Source organism: Gemmatimonadota bacterium (assembly GCA_039715185.1).
GTDB lineage: Bacteria > Gemmatimonadota > Gemmatimonadetes > Longimicrobiales > RSA9 > DATHRK01.
On the sequence record JBDLIA010000073.1, the window covers coordinates 1 to 15927 of the forward strand.

Here is a 15927-nt window from a genome sequence, read left to right on the forward strand (position 1 = left end):
AGCGCCGGTCAAGAAGGCGCCGGCCAAGAAGGCGCCGGCCAAGAAGGCGTCCGCCAAGAAGGTACCCGCCAAGAAGACCGGCAAGGGTAAGTGAGCAAGCGGGGCGGGAGCCGGCGCCCCCTCGTCGCCATGCCCACGACGAGCCTTCTGGAGTCCGGTATCGATCGCGGTCCGGTGACGTACCTCGACAGCCGTTACACGGGCTGGATAGAGCGCTACGGCATGGCCGCGCTGCTGATATCCCCGACCCACGATGAAGCCTCGATCGCCACCCTGATCGGCCTGGCGAACGGACTCGCCCTGGCCGGGGGCGAGGATCTGCACCCGTCCACGTTTGGAGAGAGCCCACACCCCCGACTGGGAACGGTCAACGGCGCACGGGATCACGTGGAGCTGCGCGCCCTGCGCCTGGCGCTCGAGGCCGGCATGCCCATCCTCGCGCTGTGCCGCGGCGCCCAGGTTTTGAACGTGGCCTACGGCGGTACGCTGTGGCAGGATCTTCCCAGCCAGAAGCCGGGCACGATCGCGCACCGCCAGAGCGGCGCCTGGCATTCAACCGCGCACGACGTGCGGGCGGCGCCCGACTCGCGCCTCGCGCGTGTCGTCGGCGCCGAGGAATTCGAGGTGAATTCCTTCCACCACCAGGCCATTCGGGAGGTGGGCGCTGGACTGCGCGCCACCGCGTGGGCGCCCGACGGCGTCGTGGAGGCGGTGGAAGCGGACGCGGGGTGGGTCGTGGGCGTCCAGTGGCACCCCGAACGCCATCCCGACGACGCGCCGGAAGAGCACCCCGATCGGCGCCTGTTCGCGGCGTTCGCGGAGGCGGTCAGAGGCAGGGCCGAGGCCCGGGCCGCCGCCGCCTGAGGCCCCCCGCATGCCTTCCTTGACGGACGTCCCCAATCTCGCCGTCGGGCACGCGACGGACGCCCACGCGCGCACCGGGTGTACGATCGTTCTGGGCCCATTCCGGGCCGCCGCGGATGTCCGGGGTTCCGCCACGGGCACGCGAGAGCTGGGGGCGCTGAGCGCCGACCACGTGGCCGGCCGGCTGGACGCTATCCTGCTGACCGGTGGTTCAGCGTTCGGCCTCGCCGCCGCGGACGGCGCGGCGCGCTGGCTGGAGGCGCGGGGGCGAGGCTTCGACGCGGGCGTCGCGCGCGTGCCCATCGTCGCGGCGGCGGTGCTCTTCGACCTGGCGGAAGGCGACGCCTCGCGCAGGCCGGACGAGGCGATGGGCGCCGCCGCCTGCGCAGCGGCCGACGCGGGACCGGTTGCCGAAGGACGGGTGGGCGCCGGGACGGGCGCCACGGTGGGCAAGCTGTTGCCCGACACGACCCCGTCCGCGGGCGGCGTAGGGTCGTGGTCCGTGCGCGTGGGGCCGCACGTCGTGGCCGCGCTGGTGGTGGCCAACTCCGTCGGCGACGTGCGCGACGAGACCGGCGCGATAGTAGCCGGCGCGCGCACGCCCGGCGGCGCCTGGGCGGACGTGGCGCGCGGCCTGGCGAACGCCGGCGGCTCGATTTCGGGCTCAGCGGCGGGCACCAACACCACGCTCGCGGTCCTCGCCACGGACGCCCCCCTCGAGCGCCCGTCCCTGCGCGTGCTGGCGCGCGCCGCGTCCTCCGGGCTGGCCCGCCGGATCACCCCCTACGGGACCCCCTTCGACGGCGACATCGTCTTCGCCGTGGGCACCGCGGAGGCGACGGCCGAGGTCGACCCCCGCGCGCTGCTCGCGCTGTGCGCGGGCGCCGCCGAGGTCTCGGCGCGGGCGGTCATCCGCGCCGTCACACAGCCCGCCTGACGAAGACTCGGGCCATGGAATCGGATCGGTCGGCTCGCATAGTCCTGTTCGACATCGACGGCACGCTGGTGCGCACCGGGCCCGTGCCCCGCAGGGCGTTCCGGGCTTCGCTCCGGGAGGTGTTCGGCACGGTGGGCGTGATCGACGGACACGAGTTCGGCGGCAAGACCGATCCTCAGATTGCGCGCGAGGTCCTGGGGGGCACGGGGATCTCGGAGGCCGCGATCGACGACGGCGTCGACCGTCTGCTGCGCCGCTACGTGCACCTGCTGGAAGACGGGCTGCGAGACCCCGCTGCGCGCCCCGTGCCTTTGCCGGGAGTGCGCGAGCTCTTGGACGCGGTCGGCCTGGAGGCGCGCTGCGCACCGGGCCTCCTGACCGGCAACGTGGAGGAAGGGGCCCGGCTCAAGCTGGAGGCCGCGGGCCTCGCCGAGCATTTTTCCTTCGGCGCCTACGGCTCGGATTCGGCTCATCGTCCGGATCTGCCGGCGGTCGCTGTGGCGCGCGCCCGCGCGCTGGGCATCCGCGTGGAAGGCGTCGTGGTGGTGGGAGATACGCCCAGAGACGTTGAGTGCGGAGCGCTCTCGGGGGCCCGCACGGTGGCGGTCGCGACCGGCGACTACGGCGAGGCGGAGTTGAGGTCGGCGGGCGCCAGCGTGGTGCTCAGCGACCTGACCGATACCCGCGCCGCGGTGCACGCGATCCTGGGCTGAGCGGCGAACGGCGACCGGCTTTCGGCTCGGAGGGTCCGGCGATAGTCTTCTGCGGCCCCACCATGAGAGCGTACGAACCGACCGCCGGCCGGCGAGCACCGGGACCGCGCGGCCGAGAACGAAAAAAGATTCAGGAGGCGATGTGAGCAGGAACCGACGCGAGCGCGCAGAGTCGCGAGCGAAGACCAACGGCCCGGTGATGATCATCGCGGTCATAGCCATCGTGGGAGCCGCGGCGTTGGCCTGGTCGATGTTCGGGGGCGGCGGCGCCGCAACCGAGATCGTGGAATTCGCCGAGGATGAGGCCCCGGATCCGCAGGAGCTGATCCAGCTGGCGCAGGGAATCCTCAAGGGCGACGCCGACGCTCCGGTGCAGATCATCGAGTTCGCTGATTATCAGTGCCCCGGCTGCCGCGCGTTCGCCACCAACGTGCTTCCGACCCTGCAGTCCTACATCGACGCGGGATCCGCCCGGCTGACGTTCTACGACTTCCCGCTGACCAACATCCACCAGCACGCGGTGCTGGCGGCCCGGGCCGCCAGGTGCGCCGGAGATCAGGACAGCTATTGGGCGTACCACGACGTGCTCTTCGGGCGCCAGCCCGTGTGGTCGGCGGAGCGGCGCGCTACCGACGAGTTCGTGGAGTACGCGGGTCTGGTCGGGCTGGATCAGGGAAACTTCGAGGCCTGCCTGCAGAGCGACCGTTTCGCCACCGAGGTCAGCGCCAGCGTGCGCCTGGGGCAGGAGCTGCGTGTGAGCTCGACGCCGACCGTGTTCGTGAACGGGACGCGCGCGCAACCCGCTACCGAGGACGCGGTGCGCGCCCTGATCGACGCCGCGCTCGAGCGCTGAGGGTGCGCCGCTCCAAGCAGGTCGCCGTCAGGCTCGTGTTCGCCGACAGCGGGTCGTTTCACGAGTTGGATCTACGGCTTCCCGCGGAAGTCCTGGGGCGACACGAGCGCATCGTCGACGCGCTGCGCGAGGAGCCCGAAGTGCTAGCGCGCTTGTACGTCGACGGGCGCAGACTGGTGGCGGCCTACACACTGGACGACGCGTGACCCCGCGCCGGCGCGCGGCCTACTGGTCGCCGCCGGCCTCTCCCTCGGACGCGGCCCGCTCCAGCGCCGCGTCCAGAACCGCGACCCAGTCGTCGAAGGGGCGCACGCCCACGAACAGCTCGCGCTGGTCGATGATGAAGGCAGGCGTCCCGGTGGCGCCGGTCTGCGCCGCCGACATGAGGTCCTGCACCAGCACCGGCGCGACCAGGTCGTCGTCCACGCAGCGCTGCCAGGTGGCCGCGTCGGCGCCCGCCGCTAGTGCGATCGCCAGGAAGATCGCAGCGGGATCGCCCCCGTTGGCCCAGGCGGTTTGCTTGACGAAGAACTCGTCGTGCGCGCGCCAGAAGTCGCCCCCCGCCGAGCCGATGCACATCGCGGCCTCGGCGGCGGCCCACGCCCGAGGATGGTTGGGCAGCGGGTAGTTCACGTAGATCCAACGGACCTTGCCCGTCGAGATGTAGGCGCTGTCCAGCAGCGGTAGGACCTCGTCCGTGAAGCGCCGGCAGAACGGACACTCGAAATCGGCGAGCTCGAACACCGTGACCGGCGCGTCCTCGGCGCCTTTCACGCGCGCATCCGACGCCCGCCGGGAAAGGGCCTCGTCCTGGGCCGCCAGGGGCGCGACGGAGGCCGTCGCGACCGCGACGAGCAGGGTCGCCCTCGCCGCCGGGCCCACGCCGCGGAGGTGCCGGGTGATGGTCATGCCGGGTTTGTCCTTGGAAACAGTGTCCGATGCGGTTGCCACTACGCCGACCCACCCCCGATCGTTCCCCCCACCGGTGGCCTCCGGGGCGCCTCCCTCCGCGTCGGGCCAGCCAGCCCGCCGCTGGCGCATCAGCGCTGCAGGTCGGTCGGCCACAGCTCCAGGCGGTGCCCGCAGCTCGGACAGTGCAACCTGTGCGGGACGCGCAGGCGCGTCGGGCGACCCAGCGCCTGAACGGCCGAGCAGCGAGGGCAGTTGCCGTCGAGGCCGAGCAGCGTACGCTCTTCCAGGAGCCTGCGCACGGCCAGCACGCCGCCAAGGCTCAGGATCACCGCCACCCACGGGACGTGCGGCGGGATCAGCGCCCCCAAAGCCGCCGCGCCGATCGCGCCCAGGCCGGTCACGAGCGCGCGGCTCCAGCGCCACCCGACCGAGCGGTTCGCTATCACGGCGCGCGCGGCGCTCGGGGGGTGGCCGAAGAGCCTCAGCTCAACGGAGTCTCCGCCGTTCGGCTCGGAGTCGTCACGGATCATCGGGCGCCAAGGTACGCCGGGCCCCTCGCTGGTTGCACGCGCGCGGCCGACTCCCCTACGATCGGGCGGGGTCCAGCCTCGGCGGAGGGACATGAACGATTCCAGTGCGGCCGGCGAAGAATACGCGCAGTTGTTGGTCGTCATGGCGGGTGGCCGGACGTGCGGACTGCCCGTCGGCATCGTGCGGGAGGTGGCCGAGCCGCCGCCCGTCACCCGCGTCCCGTTCGCGCCGCCGTCGGTGGTAGGTATAGCTACGCTCCGTGACGAAACCATGCCCGTGGTCGACCTGCGGCTCAGATTGGGGGGCGAGTCCGCGCCCGGGCCGGCGTACCGCGTCGTGGTGGTGGAGGTCGAGGACCGGGGTCGTGTCGGTCTGCTGGTGGATGGCGTCGCCGGCCTGCGTCCGCAGCCGCCGCCCCAGGACACGGAGGAGGTCCCCGCGAGCCTGGCCGGGGCGCTCCCCGAAGGCGTCGCCTGGGGGCTAGCCAGGTTCGGCGCCGAGACCGTCCTGATGCTCGACGCCGGACGTCTGCTCGCCGTCGACGCGGGGTCCGCGCGCGGCTGAAGGCTCGCCCCAGCCACCCCCGCCCGGCGTGCGGATCGACAGGACATCCCCGGCCGACAAGCGCACCGAGCCCTTGGCCGGGATGTCGCGCTCCCGGCCCTCGGAGCGGACCGTGTCCCGGCCGGGCGCGCCCGGTTCGCCGCCCGCACGCCCCGCCGGAGCGCGCCGGCGCCGCTCGCAGAGCAGGTTGGCCTCCGCGTCCACCAGGACGCGCACCTCGCGCCGCATGCCGTCCCCTCCCGGGTGCGTACCCGCGCCGCCCGAACCCGCGCGCAGGCCGTACGCCTCGACCCGCACGGGGTAGGCGTGCTCGAGCGCCTCGATCGGGGTGTTGAGGGAATTGGTCATGTGCGAATGGACGCCCGACATACCGGGTCCGGACGGGCCCGCGCCCATGCCCCCGCCTACGGTCTCGTAGTACGCGAACTGATCCCCGCTGCGCGGGTCGACGCCGCCGAGCGTCACGTTGTTCATGGTGCCCTGGGATTGCGCCGGGATGAGGCCCGGGAGCGCCAACGCCAGCGCCTCGAAGAGTACGTCCGCGATGCGCTGGCTGGTTTCCACGTTGCCCGCCGCCACGGCGGCCGGAGGCCTGGCCGAGACGATCGATCCCTCGCGCAGCCGGACCGCGATCCGCTCCATGTCGCCACCGCCGGCGGGTAGCGGCACGTCGAGCAGTCGCTCGACGACGCAGCGGAAGACGTAGCGTACGCACGACGTGGCGATGGCGGCCACCGCGTTGACTCCTCCCGGCGCCTGGTCCGCGGAGCCGGTCATGTCGACGGTCGCGTTTTCGCCGGCGACGCGGACCGCCGCGCGAATGGCCAGCGGGCCGCTGCCAAGGCCGTCGTCCTCCAACGCGTCTTCGGCGACGTACTCGCCGTCGGGAATGCGGGAGATGCCCTCCGCAAGCAGGCGGTCCGCGTACGCGCGCAGCGCCCTCATGGCCGCCAGCGTTTGCCCATCGCCCAAGCGGCCGGCGATCTCGATCAGGCGCCTGGAGCCGGCCTCCAGCGACGCGAGCTGCGCCTGCAGGTCGGCCTCGCGCTCGGTGGGTGTGCGCACGTTGGCCAGGATGAGCCGCCACAGGTCGGCAACCGGGCGCCCCTGGCGCACCAGGAACGCGGGCGGTATGCGCAGGCCTTCCTGAAACACCTCGCGTACCAGCGCCATGCTGCCCGGCGCGGCCCCGCCGACGTCCGCGTGGTGGGCCCTGCTCGCGACAAGTCCAAGGGGGTTCGCGCGTTGTCTTGGGTGAACGGCCGCGACCAGCGTGATGTCCGGCAGGTGGGTGCCGCCGCGGAAGGGGTCGTTTACGACGGCCACGTCGCCCGGGCCCAGCTCGCCGAGCACATCGGCCACGGCGCTCACGCTCATGGGCATCGCCCCGAGGTGGACAGGCATGTGATCGCCCATCGCCACCACCCGACCGTCGGGGTCGAAGAGCGCGCACGAGTAGTCGCGTCGCTCCTTGATGTTGGGTGAGAACGCGGACCGGCGAAGCGCGGCGCCCATCTCTTCGGTGAGGGCGCCGAAGAGGTGGCGAAACACCTCGATGCGTGCCGGGTCCACGGCGGCCGATTGCGTCACGGAGTGCCCGGAATAGATTGCCGGGCAAACAATTCGCGTCCCGGTGTGTATATGCGCGCGGACCGCCCCGGAAACGGCGGTTCTAGCGACCTTCGAATCACGATAGAGGGGAGGATGCGTTGGGTAGCAATGGACCAGGCCTGATTGACCGCGCTCGCGATGAGCTCTACAGCCACATTCACCGCTGCGGCGTGTTGGAGGCCGACGAGGACCAGGTCAGCGAGTGGATGGCGGAAACGGTCGAGTTCCTCGCGAAGCGCTATCCCGATCTTTCGAGCGCCGAGCTGAATCAGCTCAACGATCTCGGGACGCGGTTTTGCCAGCCGGTCATCCAGAACAGCCGGCAGCATAGTCCGGCCGAGCCGGAGGGCGCAACGGCCGCCTGAGGCACCGAGGGGACCCAGCGTCCCCTTTCTTCACATCCACCGGCCCGCAAGCACGGGGGCCGGCATCAGCGTCGAGATCCATGTACGGATCGCCGAGGATCGAACAGACGAGGGGGTGGCGGGCGAGTCGGGGGCGGCTGGCCAGGGTGGCGCTCGTCATCGTGCTCTCGGGACTTCTATCGGCGCTCTACATCCTGCAAGTGGACGCGGCCGATGAGTACGCCCTGGTCGCGCGCCAGAATCGGCTTCGCCCCGTGCCGGTGCGCGCGCCGCGCGGCACGATCTACGACCGCCATGGCCAGGTCGTGGGCGAGAACGTCGTCGGCTACGAGGTCCAGATCATGCCGGCGCTCGAGGACTCGATCCGCGTACGCATCGGCCGCCTGGCGCCCGTTCTACAGCTGGACTCCCTCGTCGCCGAAAGAGCCCTGCGGCGCTGGCGTCGCCAGCGCCACCTGCCCGTCACGGTCACCCGGGACGCCTCCCCCGTCGCCGTAGCGCGCCTGGAAGAGCGCCGCAACGAATACCCCGAGGTGATGGTCAACGAGTACCCCAAGCGGCAGTACTCGGCTGGCTCCGCGGTCTCCAACATCGTCGGCTACGTGGCCGAAATCAGCGAGCAGGAACTGGCCGCTGAACGCTTCCAGTCCTACGAGCAGGGGCGCTGGATCGGCAAGACGGGGCTGGAAAGAGAGTACGAAGAGCACCTGGGCGGCGAGCCGGGGGTCCGTTACCTGGAGATCGACGCGCGCGGGCGCATCGACAACGTGCTGCCCGAAGAGCTGGGCATCCCGCCGATCCCCGGCCGCGACCTCCACCTGTACCTGGACCTGGACCTGCAGCGCTTCGTCGCGGAGCTCTTCCGTGACGCGGAGGCGTACTTCGGCCGTCCGGTGCGCGGGGGGTTCGCGGCTATCGATCCCCGGACGGGTGGCGTGCTGGCCATGTACAGCCACCCCACCTACGACCCCAACCTGTTCGTCGGGGGGATCGATCAGGAGCACTACGACCGCCTGAACAACGACCCCGGCAAGCCGCTGTTGGACCGGGCCTCCGGCGCGCGGCAGCCGCCCGGGTCGACCTTCAAGCTGCCCGTCGCGGCGATGGCGCTCGGGTTGGGCGTGATCACGCCCGACGAGTACATGCCGATCTCCTGCACCGGCGGGATGTCATATCAGAACCGCTACGCCCGCTGCTGGAGCGTGCACGGCCGGCAGAACCTGCGCCTGGCCATCAAGAACTCGTGCGACGTCTACTTCTACCAGGTGGGCATCCGGGTCGGTCTGCGCCGCTTCCTGGAGCGTGGAGCGGCGATGGGATTCGCCGGCCGCACGGGACTGGACCTGCCCACGGAGATCGCGTCGATCTTTCCGGCGAGCCCCGAAGAAATGGAGCGGAGGCTGGGGTACGTTCCGCCCGAGAACGAGATCATGTCCCTGTCGATCGGGCAGGGGCTGGTCACGCTGAGCCCGCTCAAGATCGCGCAACTGTTCGTGCCGCTGTCCCGGGCCGATGCCAAGGCCCTGGCGCCACGCCTCGCCCGCACCGATCGGGCGCAGCCGGTGGCCAACGACTACCGGCTCGGCAAGGAACAGATCGACCTATTGCGGCAGAGCATGCGCAGAGTGACGGCGGCCGGCGGGACGGCCGCGCTGACGCAGCTGCTGCGCTGGGACTTCATGGGCAAGACGGGCACCGCTCAGAATTCGCACGGAGACGACCACGGCTGGTTCGTCGGCGTGGGTGGTCCCGCCGACGGACCTCCGGAAATCGTGGCCGCGATCCTGATCGAGCAGGGTCTGCACGGCTCTGACGTATCCGGGTGGGTGGGAAACGCGGTGAACTTCTACCTGAGCCGCAAGCACGGCGAGGAGTTCGTGCGCTACGCGACTCCCCGCGAACGGTATCGGCGGGGCCTGGCCGCGTGGCCCCTTCAGGTGCCCACGGACTACGACAATCTCGGCCCCGAGGACGCCCTGGCCGAGGCGGATCCAGGCGTGGAAGACGCAGGCCGCTGAGCGCCGGCCCGGGTGTCGGTGGCGGGTCCGTGTCGCGCCCAGTAGGTTGCCGCAACACCCGCCAGGACCACAGCCTGCGCCGCACGCCGGCGCGCGAGAAGACACGAGCCCGAGGCGCCTCGCATGCCCACAGCGTTCCTCAGTTCTGAGGAGTACGACGAGCGTGCACAGCAGCTCTACGACCAGGGGAAGTACGAAGGCGCTCTAGGCCTCCTGAGGGAAGGGCTGGAGCTCTACCCCAACGCCGTCGACCTCTACGTCGGATTCGCGTACGCGCACCTGGCGCGAGAGGACTTCGCCTGGGCGAAGTCCGCGTTCGAGAAGGCCATCCTGCTCGACGTCCGCAACGAGGATGCGCTGGTAGGTCTGGGAGAGACGCTGCTGCGCGTCGGCCGCCACGCTGCGGCTCTCGATGCTTTCGCCGACGCGCGCCAGGGCGCCGCCGGGTCCGATCCCGCCATCTTGATGAGCATCGGCAGGGCGCTCTATCGGGAAGGGCTCGCCCCGCAGGCGCGTGAGGTATTCCTCGAAGTGCTGGAGATCGCGCCGCAGATCGCCCAGGCGCACGCCGGACTCGCCTACACCTTCCACATGGACGGGCAGCCCCGTCGCGCGCGCGCGGCGCTGCGCCGAGCGTTGGAGTTGGAGCCGCTGCTGCACGAGGCCAGGGTCTTTCTGGGACACGTCCTCTACGAAGCGGCCCGCTGGGAGGCCGCGTTGAGCGAGTATCGCGCCGTTCCCGCGGCCGAACACTGGGATCCGCTCGCCGTGCGCAGAGTCCTCGAACTCGCCGCCGCGCTGGAGGGGGCTGCGTCGGGGGATCCGCGTGCCGCGCCCTGGGAGGCGCACCTGCGGGTGCTGGAGGAGGGCGAGAGCTACGTGGACCGGCTGCTCGCCGAGATCGAGGCGCGTGGCGTAAGCGCGGAGGAGACGCGTGCAGACTGATCCTGGTTCGAATGCGGCGGTCGGTAGGCTGTTCGGCGCCCTGAGGGAGGCCATCGACCGGCGGCCGGAAGGGTCACCGCCAACCATCACGGTGTCGGAGATCTATCAGACCCTGGTGCCCTACGCCCGCGCCCGCGCGAGCCTGGGCTTCGAGATGAACGCCGACTACGAACACGCGCTCATGCAGATGCTCGCGGGAGAGGGAGGCCACGCGCGGCTCGACCCTCCGGAGGCGCGCGACCAGGTGGCGCGAGAGCTGGAAACGCCCAACCCCGATGTGACCCTTTATCGCAGGTTCGCGGCGTGCTCGGTTTGGATCAGTGAGTCGACGGAGCCGATCGCGGCGGGTCCCGCGAGCCCGCCGGGCGGCACCGATTGGGGGCGCGCGCTGGAGCGCGCGAACGAGACCCCGGCCCGAGCGCCCGAGTCGTCAGTGGAGGCGACGCTGGTCGACGGCCTGGCGCGCTTGTCGAGCGTGCTGCACGGCCACGGCGGCGACGCGCAGCCCGCCGCGGACCCGTCCGGCGAGGGCGGGCTCGAAAGCGCCATCGCCGCTCCCGCCGAGGGGCAGGAAGCGCCCGCCGAGTCGATCGACGACGGGCCGGCGCAGGGCGAGCGCGAGAACTTCGCGGACGCCGCGGCATCGACCATTCCAACGAGTCCCGAACCCGGCGACGCGACAACGGACGCGGCGGGCCTCTGCGGGTCCTGTGGCATGGACTTCCCGGCGGATCGGGACGTGCGCTACTGCCCGTATTGTGGCAGCGAGCAGCCCCGCGTTTGCGACGGGTGCGGCGACAGCCTGGAGCAGGATTGGCGCTTCTGTCCCTCGTGCGGGACCGGGACCTGACGTCGTCACGGTCTTGCGCCTGGCCGACGGTCCGCCTCGCCTTTCCTTGACCCCCACGTGGGGCGGCTCTAACATCGGCCGCCCGAAAACGTGGCAAGGCAGTTGCAGGAGCCCCGGCATGACTTTGCTTGCTACGACGGACCCCTATTAGGAGAGTTGTGATGCCCACGAGTAAGTGGTTCTTGTCCCTCGCGGTCGCGGGCGCGATCGTGCTGGCCGGCTGCTCGTCCGACGCGGGCAACGCGGGCGACGAAGCGCCCGCCGACGCGGATGCCCCGGCGGACGTTGCCGACACCCAGGAGCCCGAGCCCGCGGACGAAGGGCCCCCGCAGGTGGATGCTTCCATGCTGCCGGCGGGCGTGACGCAGGAGATGATCGACGCGGGCGCGCAGGTATTCGCCAACGCCGGATTCTGCTTCACGTGCCACGGCCAGGACGCCACCGGTAGTCAGCTCGCGCCGGACCTCACCGACGACGAGTGGCTGCACGCGGCGGACGGAGGCTACGAGGAGATCGTACGCGTGATCACCGAGGGCGTTCCGACCCCGGCTCAGTTCCCGGCCGGCATGGCCCCCATGGGTGGCCAGTCGCTCACCGATGACCAGGTTCGCGAGATGGCCGCCTACGTGTGGGCGCTGTCGCACTAGCGACCGACGTGGCCGCTCGTGCAGGGGTCTCGACCCTCGAGAGCGGCACCGTCGAGAACGAAGCAGGAGCGCCGGCGTCCGTCGAGGGCGTCGGCGTTTTCGCATCCGTGACGCTGCTTCGGGGATCGGCGCGGTCATTGGCGTGGCTTGCGCTCGGACTGGCGGTTGCCTGCGCCGACGACGCCCCGCCGAGCGTCATGCTGGAGAACGGCGCCGTCGAGCTGGAAGCGGCGGCCTCCGTGCACGAGGTCAGCGTCGAGCGGCGCGGCGGACGGGAGACGCTGAATCCTTCCAGCCTGGCGGTGCAACCGGGCGACGTGATCCGGTTTACGAGTCGGACGCTCGACTCGCACGCGTTCGCATTCCGCATGGCCCGGCTGACCCCGGAGCAGCAGGCGTTCCTGGGTGAGACCGGCCAGGAAGCCAGCGCGCCCATCGTGGAGAGCGGGCACGCGTGGGTGGTCAGCCTGGAAGGCGCGCCGGTGGGGGCCTATCCGTTGATCTGCCTCATCCACGAGGCGGAGGCTCTCATCCGCGTGCAGGAGGGGCCGTAGGCCGCTGGCTGGCTCCGCGCGCGGCGCCTATGTTCGCGCCCGTGATACGGATCGCAGTCATACCGGGTGATGGCATCGGCCAGGAGGTCACGCGCGCAGCGACGCGCGTGCTCGAGCGCGTGTCGGAGCGCTACGACTGCCCGCTGTCCGTAGAGCCGTTCGACCTGGGCGCGGAGCGCTATCTGCGCACCGGCGAGACGCTGCCCGAGGAGACCTTCGAGCGCCTGCGCGACGACTTCGACGCCATCCTGCTCGGGGCCCTCGGGGACCCGCGCGTGCCGGACAACGTGCACGCCCGCGACATCCTGCTGGGCCTCCGTTTCCGCCTCGACCTGTACGTGAACCTGCGCCCGGTGCGGCTCCTGGACCCGTCCCACAGCCCGCTTCGTGACGTCAGCGCGGACGACGTGGACCTGCTCATCGTGCGCGAAAACACCGAGGGTAGCTACACCGGCATGGGGGGCACGCTGCGCTCCGGACAGCCGACCGAGGTCGCCATAGAGGAAGACGTGAACACGCGGCACGGAGTCGAGCGGATCGTGCGCGCGGCGTTCGAGCTGGCGCGCGCCCGCGGCCGCGGCAAGGTGACGCTCGCCGACAAGGCCAACGCCATGCGCCACGCCGGCGCGCTGTGGCGCAGGGTTTTCGCCGAGGTGGGAGAGGAGTTTCCAGACATCGAGCGTGACGCCTGGTACGTGGACGCGCTCGCGATGGACCTGGTGCTGCACCCGGCCAGCTACGACGTGATCGTCGCCTCGAACCTCTTCGGCGACATCCTGAGCGACGTGGCGGCGGCGCTCGTCGGCGGGCTCGGGCTGGCGCCGTCGGCCAACTTCGCGCCGGGTGGCGGCGCCCTCTTCGAACCCGTCCATGGCTCCGCGCCCGATCTGGCGGGTACGGATCGCGCGAATCCCTTCGCGGCGATTCTCACGGCAGCCCTGCTGCTCGAGCACGCGGGGCGGGAGACCGAGGCGCGGGCGGTGCAGGACGCCGTGGCGGCAGCCGTCGAGTCGGGTGATACCACCGCCGATCTGGGGGGTAAGCTGGGAACCGACGAGGCGGGGAAGCGGATAGCGGACCGCATCGGCTAGCCCTGCGCCTCGGGCGCTCGATTACGCAATTCGACAACATCAGGCGAATACATGGCCACGCAGGGACACGACAAGGACATCGTCTTTCTATCCGGCCGCCGCACGCCCTTCGGCACCTTCGGCGGCTCTCTGAAGGGTTTCAGCGCCAACGACCTGGGCGTGTTCGCGGCCGAGTCGGCGCTCGCCACGGCGGGCGTCGACCCCGCGTTCATCGACCACGTGATCTTCGGCAACGCGCTGCAGACGTCGGCCGACGCGATCTACCTGGCGCGCCACGTGGGCCTGCGCGCGGGGGTTCCGCAGGAGACGCCGGCGCTGACGATCAATCGGCTGTGCGGCTCCGGCTTCCAGGCGATCATCAACGGCGCCCAGGAGATCATGCTCGGCGAGGCCGAGTTCGCGCTGTGCGGCGGCAGCGAGTCGATGAGCCAGGCGCCTCACATCGTGCGCGGGGCGCGCTGGGGCGGCCTGCGTCTGGGCGAAGCCGGGGGCTTCTTCGAGGACCTCCTGTGGGCGGCGCTCACCGACAGCTTCTGCCAGCGGTCGATGGCGCAGACCGCCGAGACCCTGGCGGACCGCTACGGGGTCACCAGGGAAGAGGCCGACGAGCTGGCCGTCATGTCGCAGCACCGCGCCAAGGCCGCCTGGGACGAAGGCCGGTTCGCCGCCGAGGTGGAGCCCGTGGTAATTCACGGCCGCAAGGGCGAAAGGAAATTCGAGGTGGACGAGCACATGCGGCCGGACACGACGGCCGAGGCGTTGGCCGGCCTGCGGCCCTATTTCCGCAAGGATGGACTGGTCACCGCCGGCAACGCCAGCGGCATCGGCGACGGCGCGGCCGCCGTCGTCATCGCCAGCGCCGAGGCGGCCGCCGGGAAGGGGCTCGAGCCCATCGGCAGGCTGGTCTCATGGGGCATAGCCGGGGTAGACCCCCAGATCATGGGGATCGGCCCGGCTCCCGCCGCGCGCAAGGCGCTGGCGCGAGCCGACATGGGGCTGGACCAGATGGACCTCGTCGAGGTCAACGAGGCGTTCGCGCCGCAGTACGCCGCGGTGATCCGCGAGCTGGGACTCGACCCGGAGAAGACGAACGTGAACGGGGGTGCGATCGCCCTCACGCACCCGCTCGCCGCGTCCGGGTCCAGGATCACCATCCATTTGCTCCACGAGTTGCGCCGCCGCGGGGCTCGCTACGGGCTGGGCAGCGCGTGCATCGGCGGCGGACAGGGCGCCGCCGTCGTCGTGGAGGCGTTCTGAGCCGTTCCAGGAAAAGACGGATCCTCGCCGCTACCGGAGTGAAGGAGGTTCAGCCGTGAAGCTGTCGCTGTCGCTCGCCGGGTTCGCCGCGGCGCTGCTGGTCACGGCGTGCGCGCCGCCGCCGGAGCGCCTCGCCCCGCAGCCGGAAGGCGTAGTGCTGGGGCCTGGCGCCCAGTTGGTCGTGTGGGAAGTAGAGAACGACGAGGCGCTCGATATCTGGTACCACGCGCTCGCGCTGATGGGGGCCCCCAACCCGGGCGAGGAAGAGGCTTTCCCGCTGACCTCGTATCGGGAGGGCTACGCCGACGCCATCGCCGAGGAGAAGCGGCGGCGCGGCGTATACCCGACGCCGCTGGACACGGCCGTCGTCCGCCTGCGTCAGGACATAGAGGAGGCCGGCGGCGCGGAGGCGCTGCAGAACCTGTCGTTCGTACCGCTGTATCTGCCTCCGCCGTGGTCGATGACGGCGGCGCTCACGGCCTGGACGCGCGCCCAGGGCGACCCCGACAACGCGGGCTCGGCCACGGCCGCGGCGCTCATCAACCGAATGAACGCGCTCATCCCCGAGGAGGAGGTGAGGCGCGCCACGATGGAGCTGGGCGGACTGCTCGAGACCGAGGCGCAGCTATTCTACAGGGACTACCGGGTCTCCAACCTGCAGGAGATCCGGTCCACGGTAACCGCCGTTAGGGAGACGTGGCGGGCGCTGCGAGAGCAACTGCGCAACTTCCTGGAGTACGTTCAGCTCGAGGGCGGCGACCTGCTCCTGTCGCCGGCGCTCGGCGCGGAAGGGCGCTCGCTCACCACGAACGTGACGCGACCCGTCGTGGCCGCGCAGCTGCCCGCCGCCGGCGCCGCGGAGGACGCGGTGTGGGGCTTCCTGCACGAGCTGATGTACGCGGTCGTCCCAGAGGTGATCGAGGAGCACGTGGCGCCTTCGGAGATAGAAGAGACGGGGCAGCAAACGATGGCTACCAGGGCCGCGGTACTGGCTGGTGAGATGCTGCTGGAGCTGAGGTCTCCGGTGCGCCTCGAGGCCTACCGAGGGTACTACTTGCGGGCCGCCGGCGCCGGGTCGGCCGACGCCACGACGTCGGCGGCGTTGCGCGAGACTTTTCCCCTCCCGGAGCGACTCGTGAGCGGCCTGCAGGAGGCGATCGAGCTCGCGAACGCGGGGATCTAGTGTACCGTTGCAGAAGTCCCGTAGGCATTCGG

At 71.1% G+C, this 15927-nt stretch carries 18 protein-coding genes; 15 read left to right on the forward strand and 3 right to left on the reverse strand.

What is annotated here, in order from left to right:
* Positions 1–129 precede the first annotated feature (129 nt).
* The 5 genes from ABFS34_12375 (at position 130) to ABFS34_12395 (ending at position 3573) form a co-directional block, all read left to right on the forward strand.
* The gene (locus ABFS34_12375) at positions 130–864 is read left to right on the forward strand and encodes a gamma-glutamyl-gamma-aminobutyrate hydrolase family protein (GenBank protein ID MEN8376236.1); all 735 of its coding nucleotides are present in this window, start codon (positions 130–132) and stop codon (positions 862–864) included.
* Positions 865–874: 10 nt separating this feature from the next.
* Positions 875–1801, forward strand: a complete 927-nt coding sequence (locus ABFS34_12380; GenBank protein ID MEN8376237.1) for a P1 family peptidase — start codon at positions 875–877, stop codon at positions 1799–1801.
* A 14-nt stretch (positions 1802–1815) separates the two neighbouring features.
* On the forward strand, positions 1816–2514 hold the full coding sequence (locus ABFS34_12385) for an HAD hydrolase-like protein (protein MEN8376238.1): 699 nt from the start codon (positions 1816–1818) through the stop codon (positions 2512–2514).
* Positions 2515–2656: 142 nt separating this feature from the next.
* Positions 2657–3367: a DsbA family protein gene (locus tag ABFS34_12390; protein MEN8376239.1), complete on the forward strand. Its 711-nt coding sequence runs from the start codon at positions 2657–2659 to the stop codon at positions 3365–3367.
* A 2-nt stretch (positions 3368–3369) separates the two neighbouring features.
* Positions 3370–3573, forward strand: coding sequence for a hypothetical protein (locus ABFS34_12395; protein ID MEN8376240.1), 204 nt, complete (start codon positions 3370–3372; stop codon positions 3571–3573).
* Positions 3574–3592: 19 nt separating this feature from the next.
* Here ABFS34_12395 and ABFS34_12400 read toward each other — a convergent pair whose 3' ends face one another.
* Both ABFS34_12400 and ABFS34_12405 read right to left on the reverse strand, forming a co-directional pair.
* Entirely contained in the window at positions 3593–4276 is a 684-nt protein-coding gene (locus ABFS34_12400) for a thioredoxin domain-containing protein (GenBank protein ID MEN8376241.1), read from the reverse strand.
* A gap of 131 nt (positions 4277–4407) precedes the next feature.
* A complete protein-coding gene (locus ABFS34_12405; protein ID MEN8376242.1) occupies positions 4408–4809 on the reverse strand; it encodes a hypothetical protein in 402 nt (133 codons plus the stop codon).
* A gap of 91 nt (positions 4810–4900) precedes the next feature.
* Between ABFS34_12405 and ABFS34_12410 the strand changes: the two genes are divergently transcribed.
* Positions 4901–5374, forward strand: a complete 474-nt coding sequence (locus tag ABFS34_12410; protein MEN8376243.1) for a chemotaxis protein CheW — start codon at positions 4901–4903, stop codon at positions 5372–5374.
* Here ABFS34_12410 and ABFS34_12415 read toward each other — a convergent pair.
* Positions 5291–6964 carry a hydantoinase B/oxoprolinase family protein gene (locus ABFS34_12415; protein ID MEN8376244.1) on the reverse strand — a complete coding sequence of 558 codons (1674 nt, stop codon included), beginning with the start codon at positions 6962–6964 and terminating at the stop codon, positions 5291–5293. The two genes, ABFS34_12410 and ABFS34_12415, sit on opposite strands and share 84 nt — an antisense overlap.
* 119 nt (positions 6965–7083) lie before the next feature.
* On the opposite strand from ABFS34_12415, the gene ABFS34_12420 reads away from it, so the two are divergent.
* The 9 genes from ABFS34_12420 to ABFS34_12460 all read left to right on the forward strand — a co-directional run bounded on the left by ABFS34_12420 (position 7084) and on the right by ABFS34_12460 (position 15895).
* On the forward strand, positions 7084–7350 hold the full coding sequence (locus tag ABFS34_12420; GenBank protein MEN8376245.1) for a hypothetical protein: 267 nt from the start codon (positions 7084–7086) through the stop codon (positions 7348–7350).
* An 80-nt stretch (positions 7351–7430) separates the two neighbouring features.
* A complete protein-coding gene (locus ABFS34_12425; GenBank protein MEN8376246.1) occupies positions 7431–9368 on the forward strand; it encodes a penicillin-binding transpeptidase domain-containing protein in 1938 nt (645 codons plus the stop codon).
* A gap of 123 nt (positions 9369–9491) precedes the next feature.
* Positions 9492–10313, forward strand: a complete 822-nt coding sequence (locus tag ABFS34_12430) for a tetratricopeptide repeat protein (GenBank protein ID MEN8376247.1) — start codon at positions 9492–9494, stop codon at positions 10311–10313.
* Complete coding sequence (locus tag ABFS34_12435) at positions 10303–11163, forward strand: zinc ribbon domain-containing protein (GenBank protein MEN8376248.1); 861 nt, start codon at positions 10303–10305, stop codon at positions 11161–11163. Before ABFS34_12430 ends, ABFS34_12435 begins: the two co-directional genes overlap by 11 nt.
* Positions 11164–11324: 161 nt before the next feature.
* The gene (locus ABFS34_12440) at positions 11325–11810 is read left to right on the forward strand and encodes a c-type cytochrome (GenBank protein MEN8376249.1); all 486 of its coding nucleotides are present in this window, start codon (positions 11325–11327) and stop codon (positions 11808–11810) included.
* 8 nt (positions 11811–11818) lie between these two features.
* Positions 11819–12364: a hypothetical protein gene (locus ABFS34_12445; protein MEN8376250.1), complete on the forward strand. Its 546-nt coding sequence runs from the start codon at positions 11819–11821 to the stop codon at positions 12362–12364.
* A 41-nt stretch (positions 12365–12405) separates the two neighbouring features.
* Complete coding sequence (locus ABFS34_12450) at positions 12406–13455, forward strand: 3-isopropylmalate dehydrogenase (GenBank protein MEN8376251.1); 1050 nt, start codon at positions 12406–12408, stop codon at positions 13453–13455.
* Between the two features lie 51 nt (positions 13456–13506).
* Positions 13507–14712, forward strand: coding sequence for an acetyl-CoA C-acetyltransferase (locus ABFS34_12455; protein MEN8376252.1), 1206 nt, complete (start codon positions 13507–13509; stop codon positions 14710–14712).
* Between the two features lie 55 nt (positions 14713–14767).
* Entirely contained in the window at positions 14768–15895 is a 1128-nt protein-coding gene (locus tag ABFS34_12460; protein MEN8376253.1) for a hypothetical protein, read from the forward strand.
* The last annotated feature ends 32 nt before the right edge of the window (positions 15896–15927 follow it).

What these genes read in the sequence shown, in the direction of transcription:
- ABFS34_12385 (MEN8376238.1), top strand. Translation starts at nt 1,816, where the DNA reads ATGGAATCGGATCGGTCGGCTCGCATAGTCCTGTTCGACATCGACGGC.
- ABFS34_12380 (MEN8376237.1), top strand. Translation starts at nt 875, where the DNA reads ATGCCTTCCTTGACGGACGTCCCCAATCTCGCCGTCGGGCACGCGACG.
- ABFS34_12425 (MEN8376246.1), top strand. Translation starts at nt 7,431, where the DNA reads ATGTACGGATCGCCGAGGATCGAACAGACGAGGGGGTGGCGGGCGAGT.
- ABFS34_12440 (MEN8376249.1), top strand. Translation starts at nt 11,325, where the DNA reads ATGCCCACGAGTAAGTGGTTCTTGTCCCTCGCGGTCGCGGGCGCGATC.
- ABFS34_12400 (MEN8376241.1), bottom strand. Translation starts at nt 4,276, where the DNA reads ATGACCATCACCCGGCACCTCCGCGGCGTGGGCCCGGCGGCGAGGGCG.
- ABFS34_12375 (MEN8376236.1), top strand. Translation starts at nt 130, where the DNA reads ATGCCCACGACGAGCCTTCTGGAGTCCGGTATCGATCGCGGTCCGGTG.
- ABFS34_12455 (MEN8376252.1), top strand. Translation starts at nt 13,507, where the DNA reads ATGGCCACGCAGGGACACGACAAGGACATCGTCTTTCTATCCGGCCGC.
- ABFS34_12410 (MEN8376243.1), top strand. Translation starts at nt 4,901, where the DNA reads ATGAACGATTCCAGTGCGGCCGGCGAAGAATACGCGCAGTTGTTGGTC.
- ABFS34_12430 (MEN8376247.1), top strand. Translation starts at nt 9,492, where the DNA reads ATGCCCACAGCGTTCCTCAGTTCTGAGGAGTACGACGAGCGTGCACAG.
- ABFS34_12405 (MEN8376242.1), bottom strand. Translation starts at nt 4,809, where the DNA reads ATGATCCGTGACGACTCCGAGCCGAACGGCGGAGACTCCGTTGAGCTG.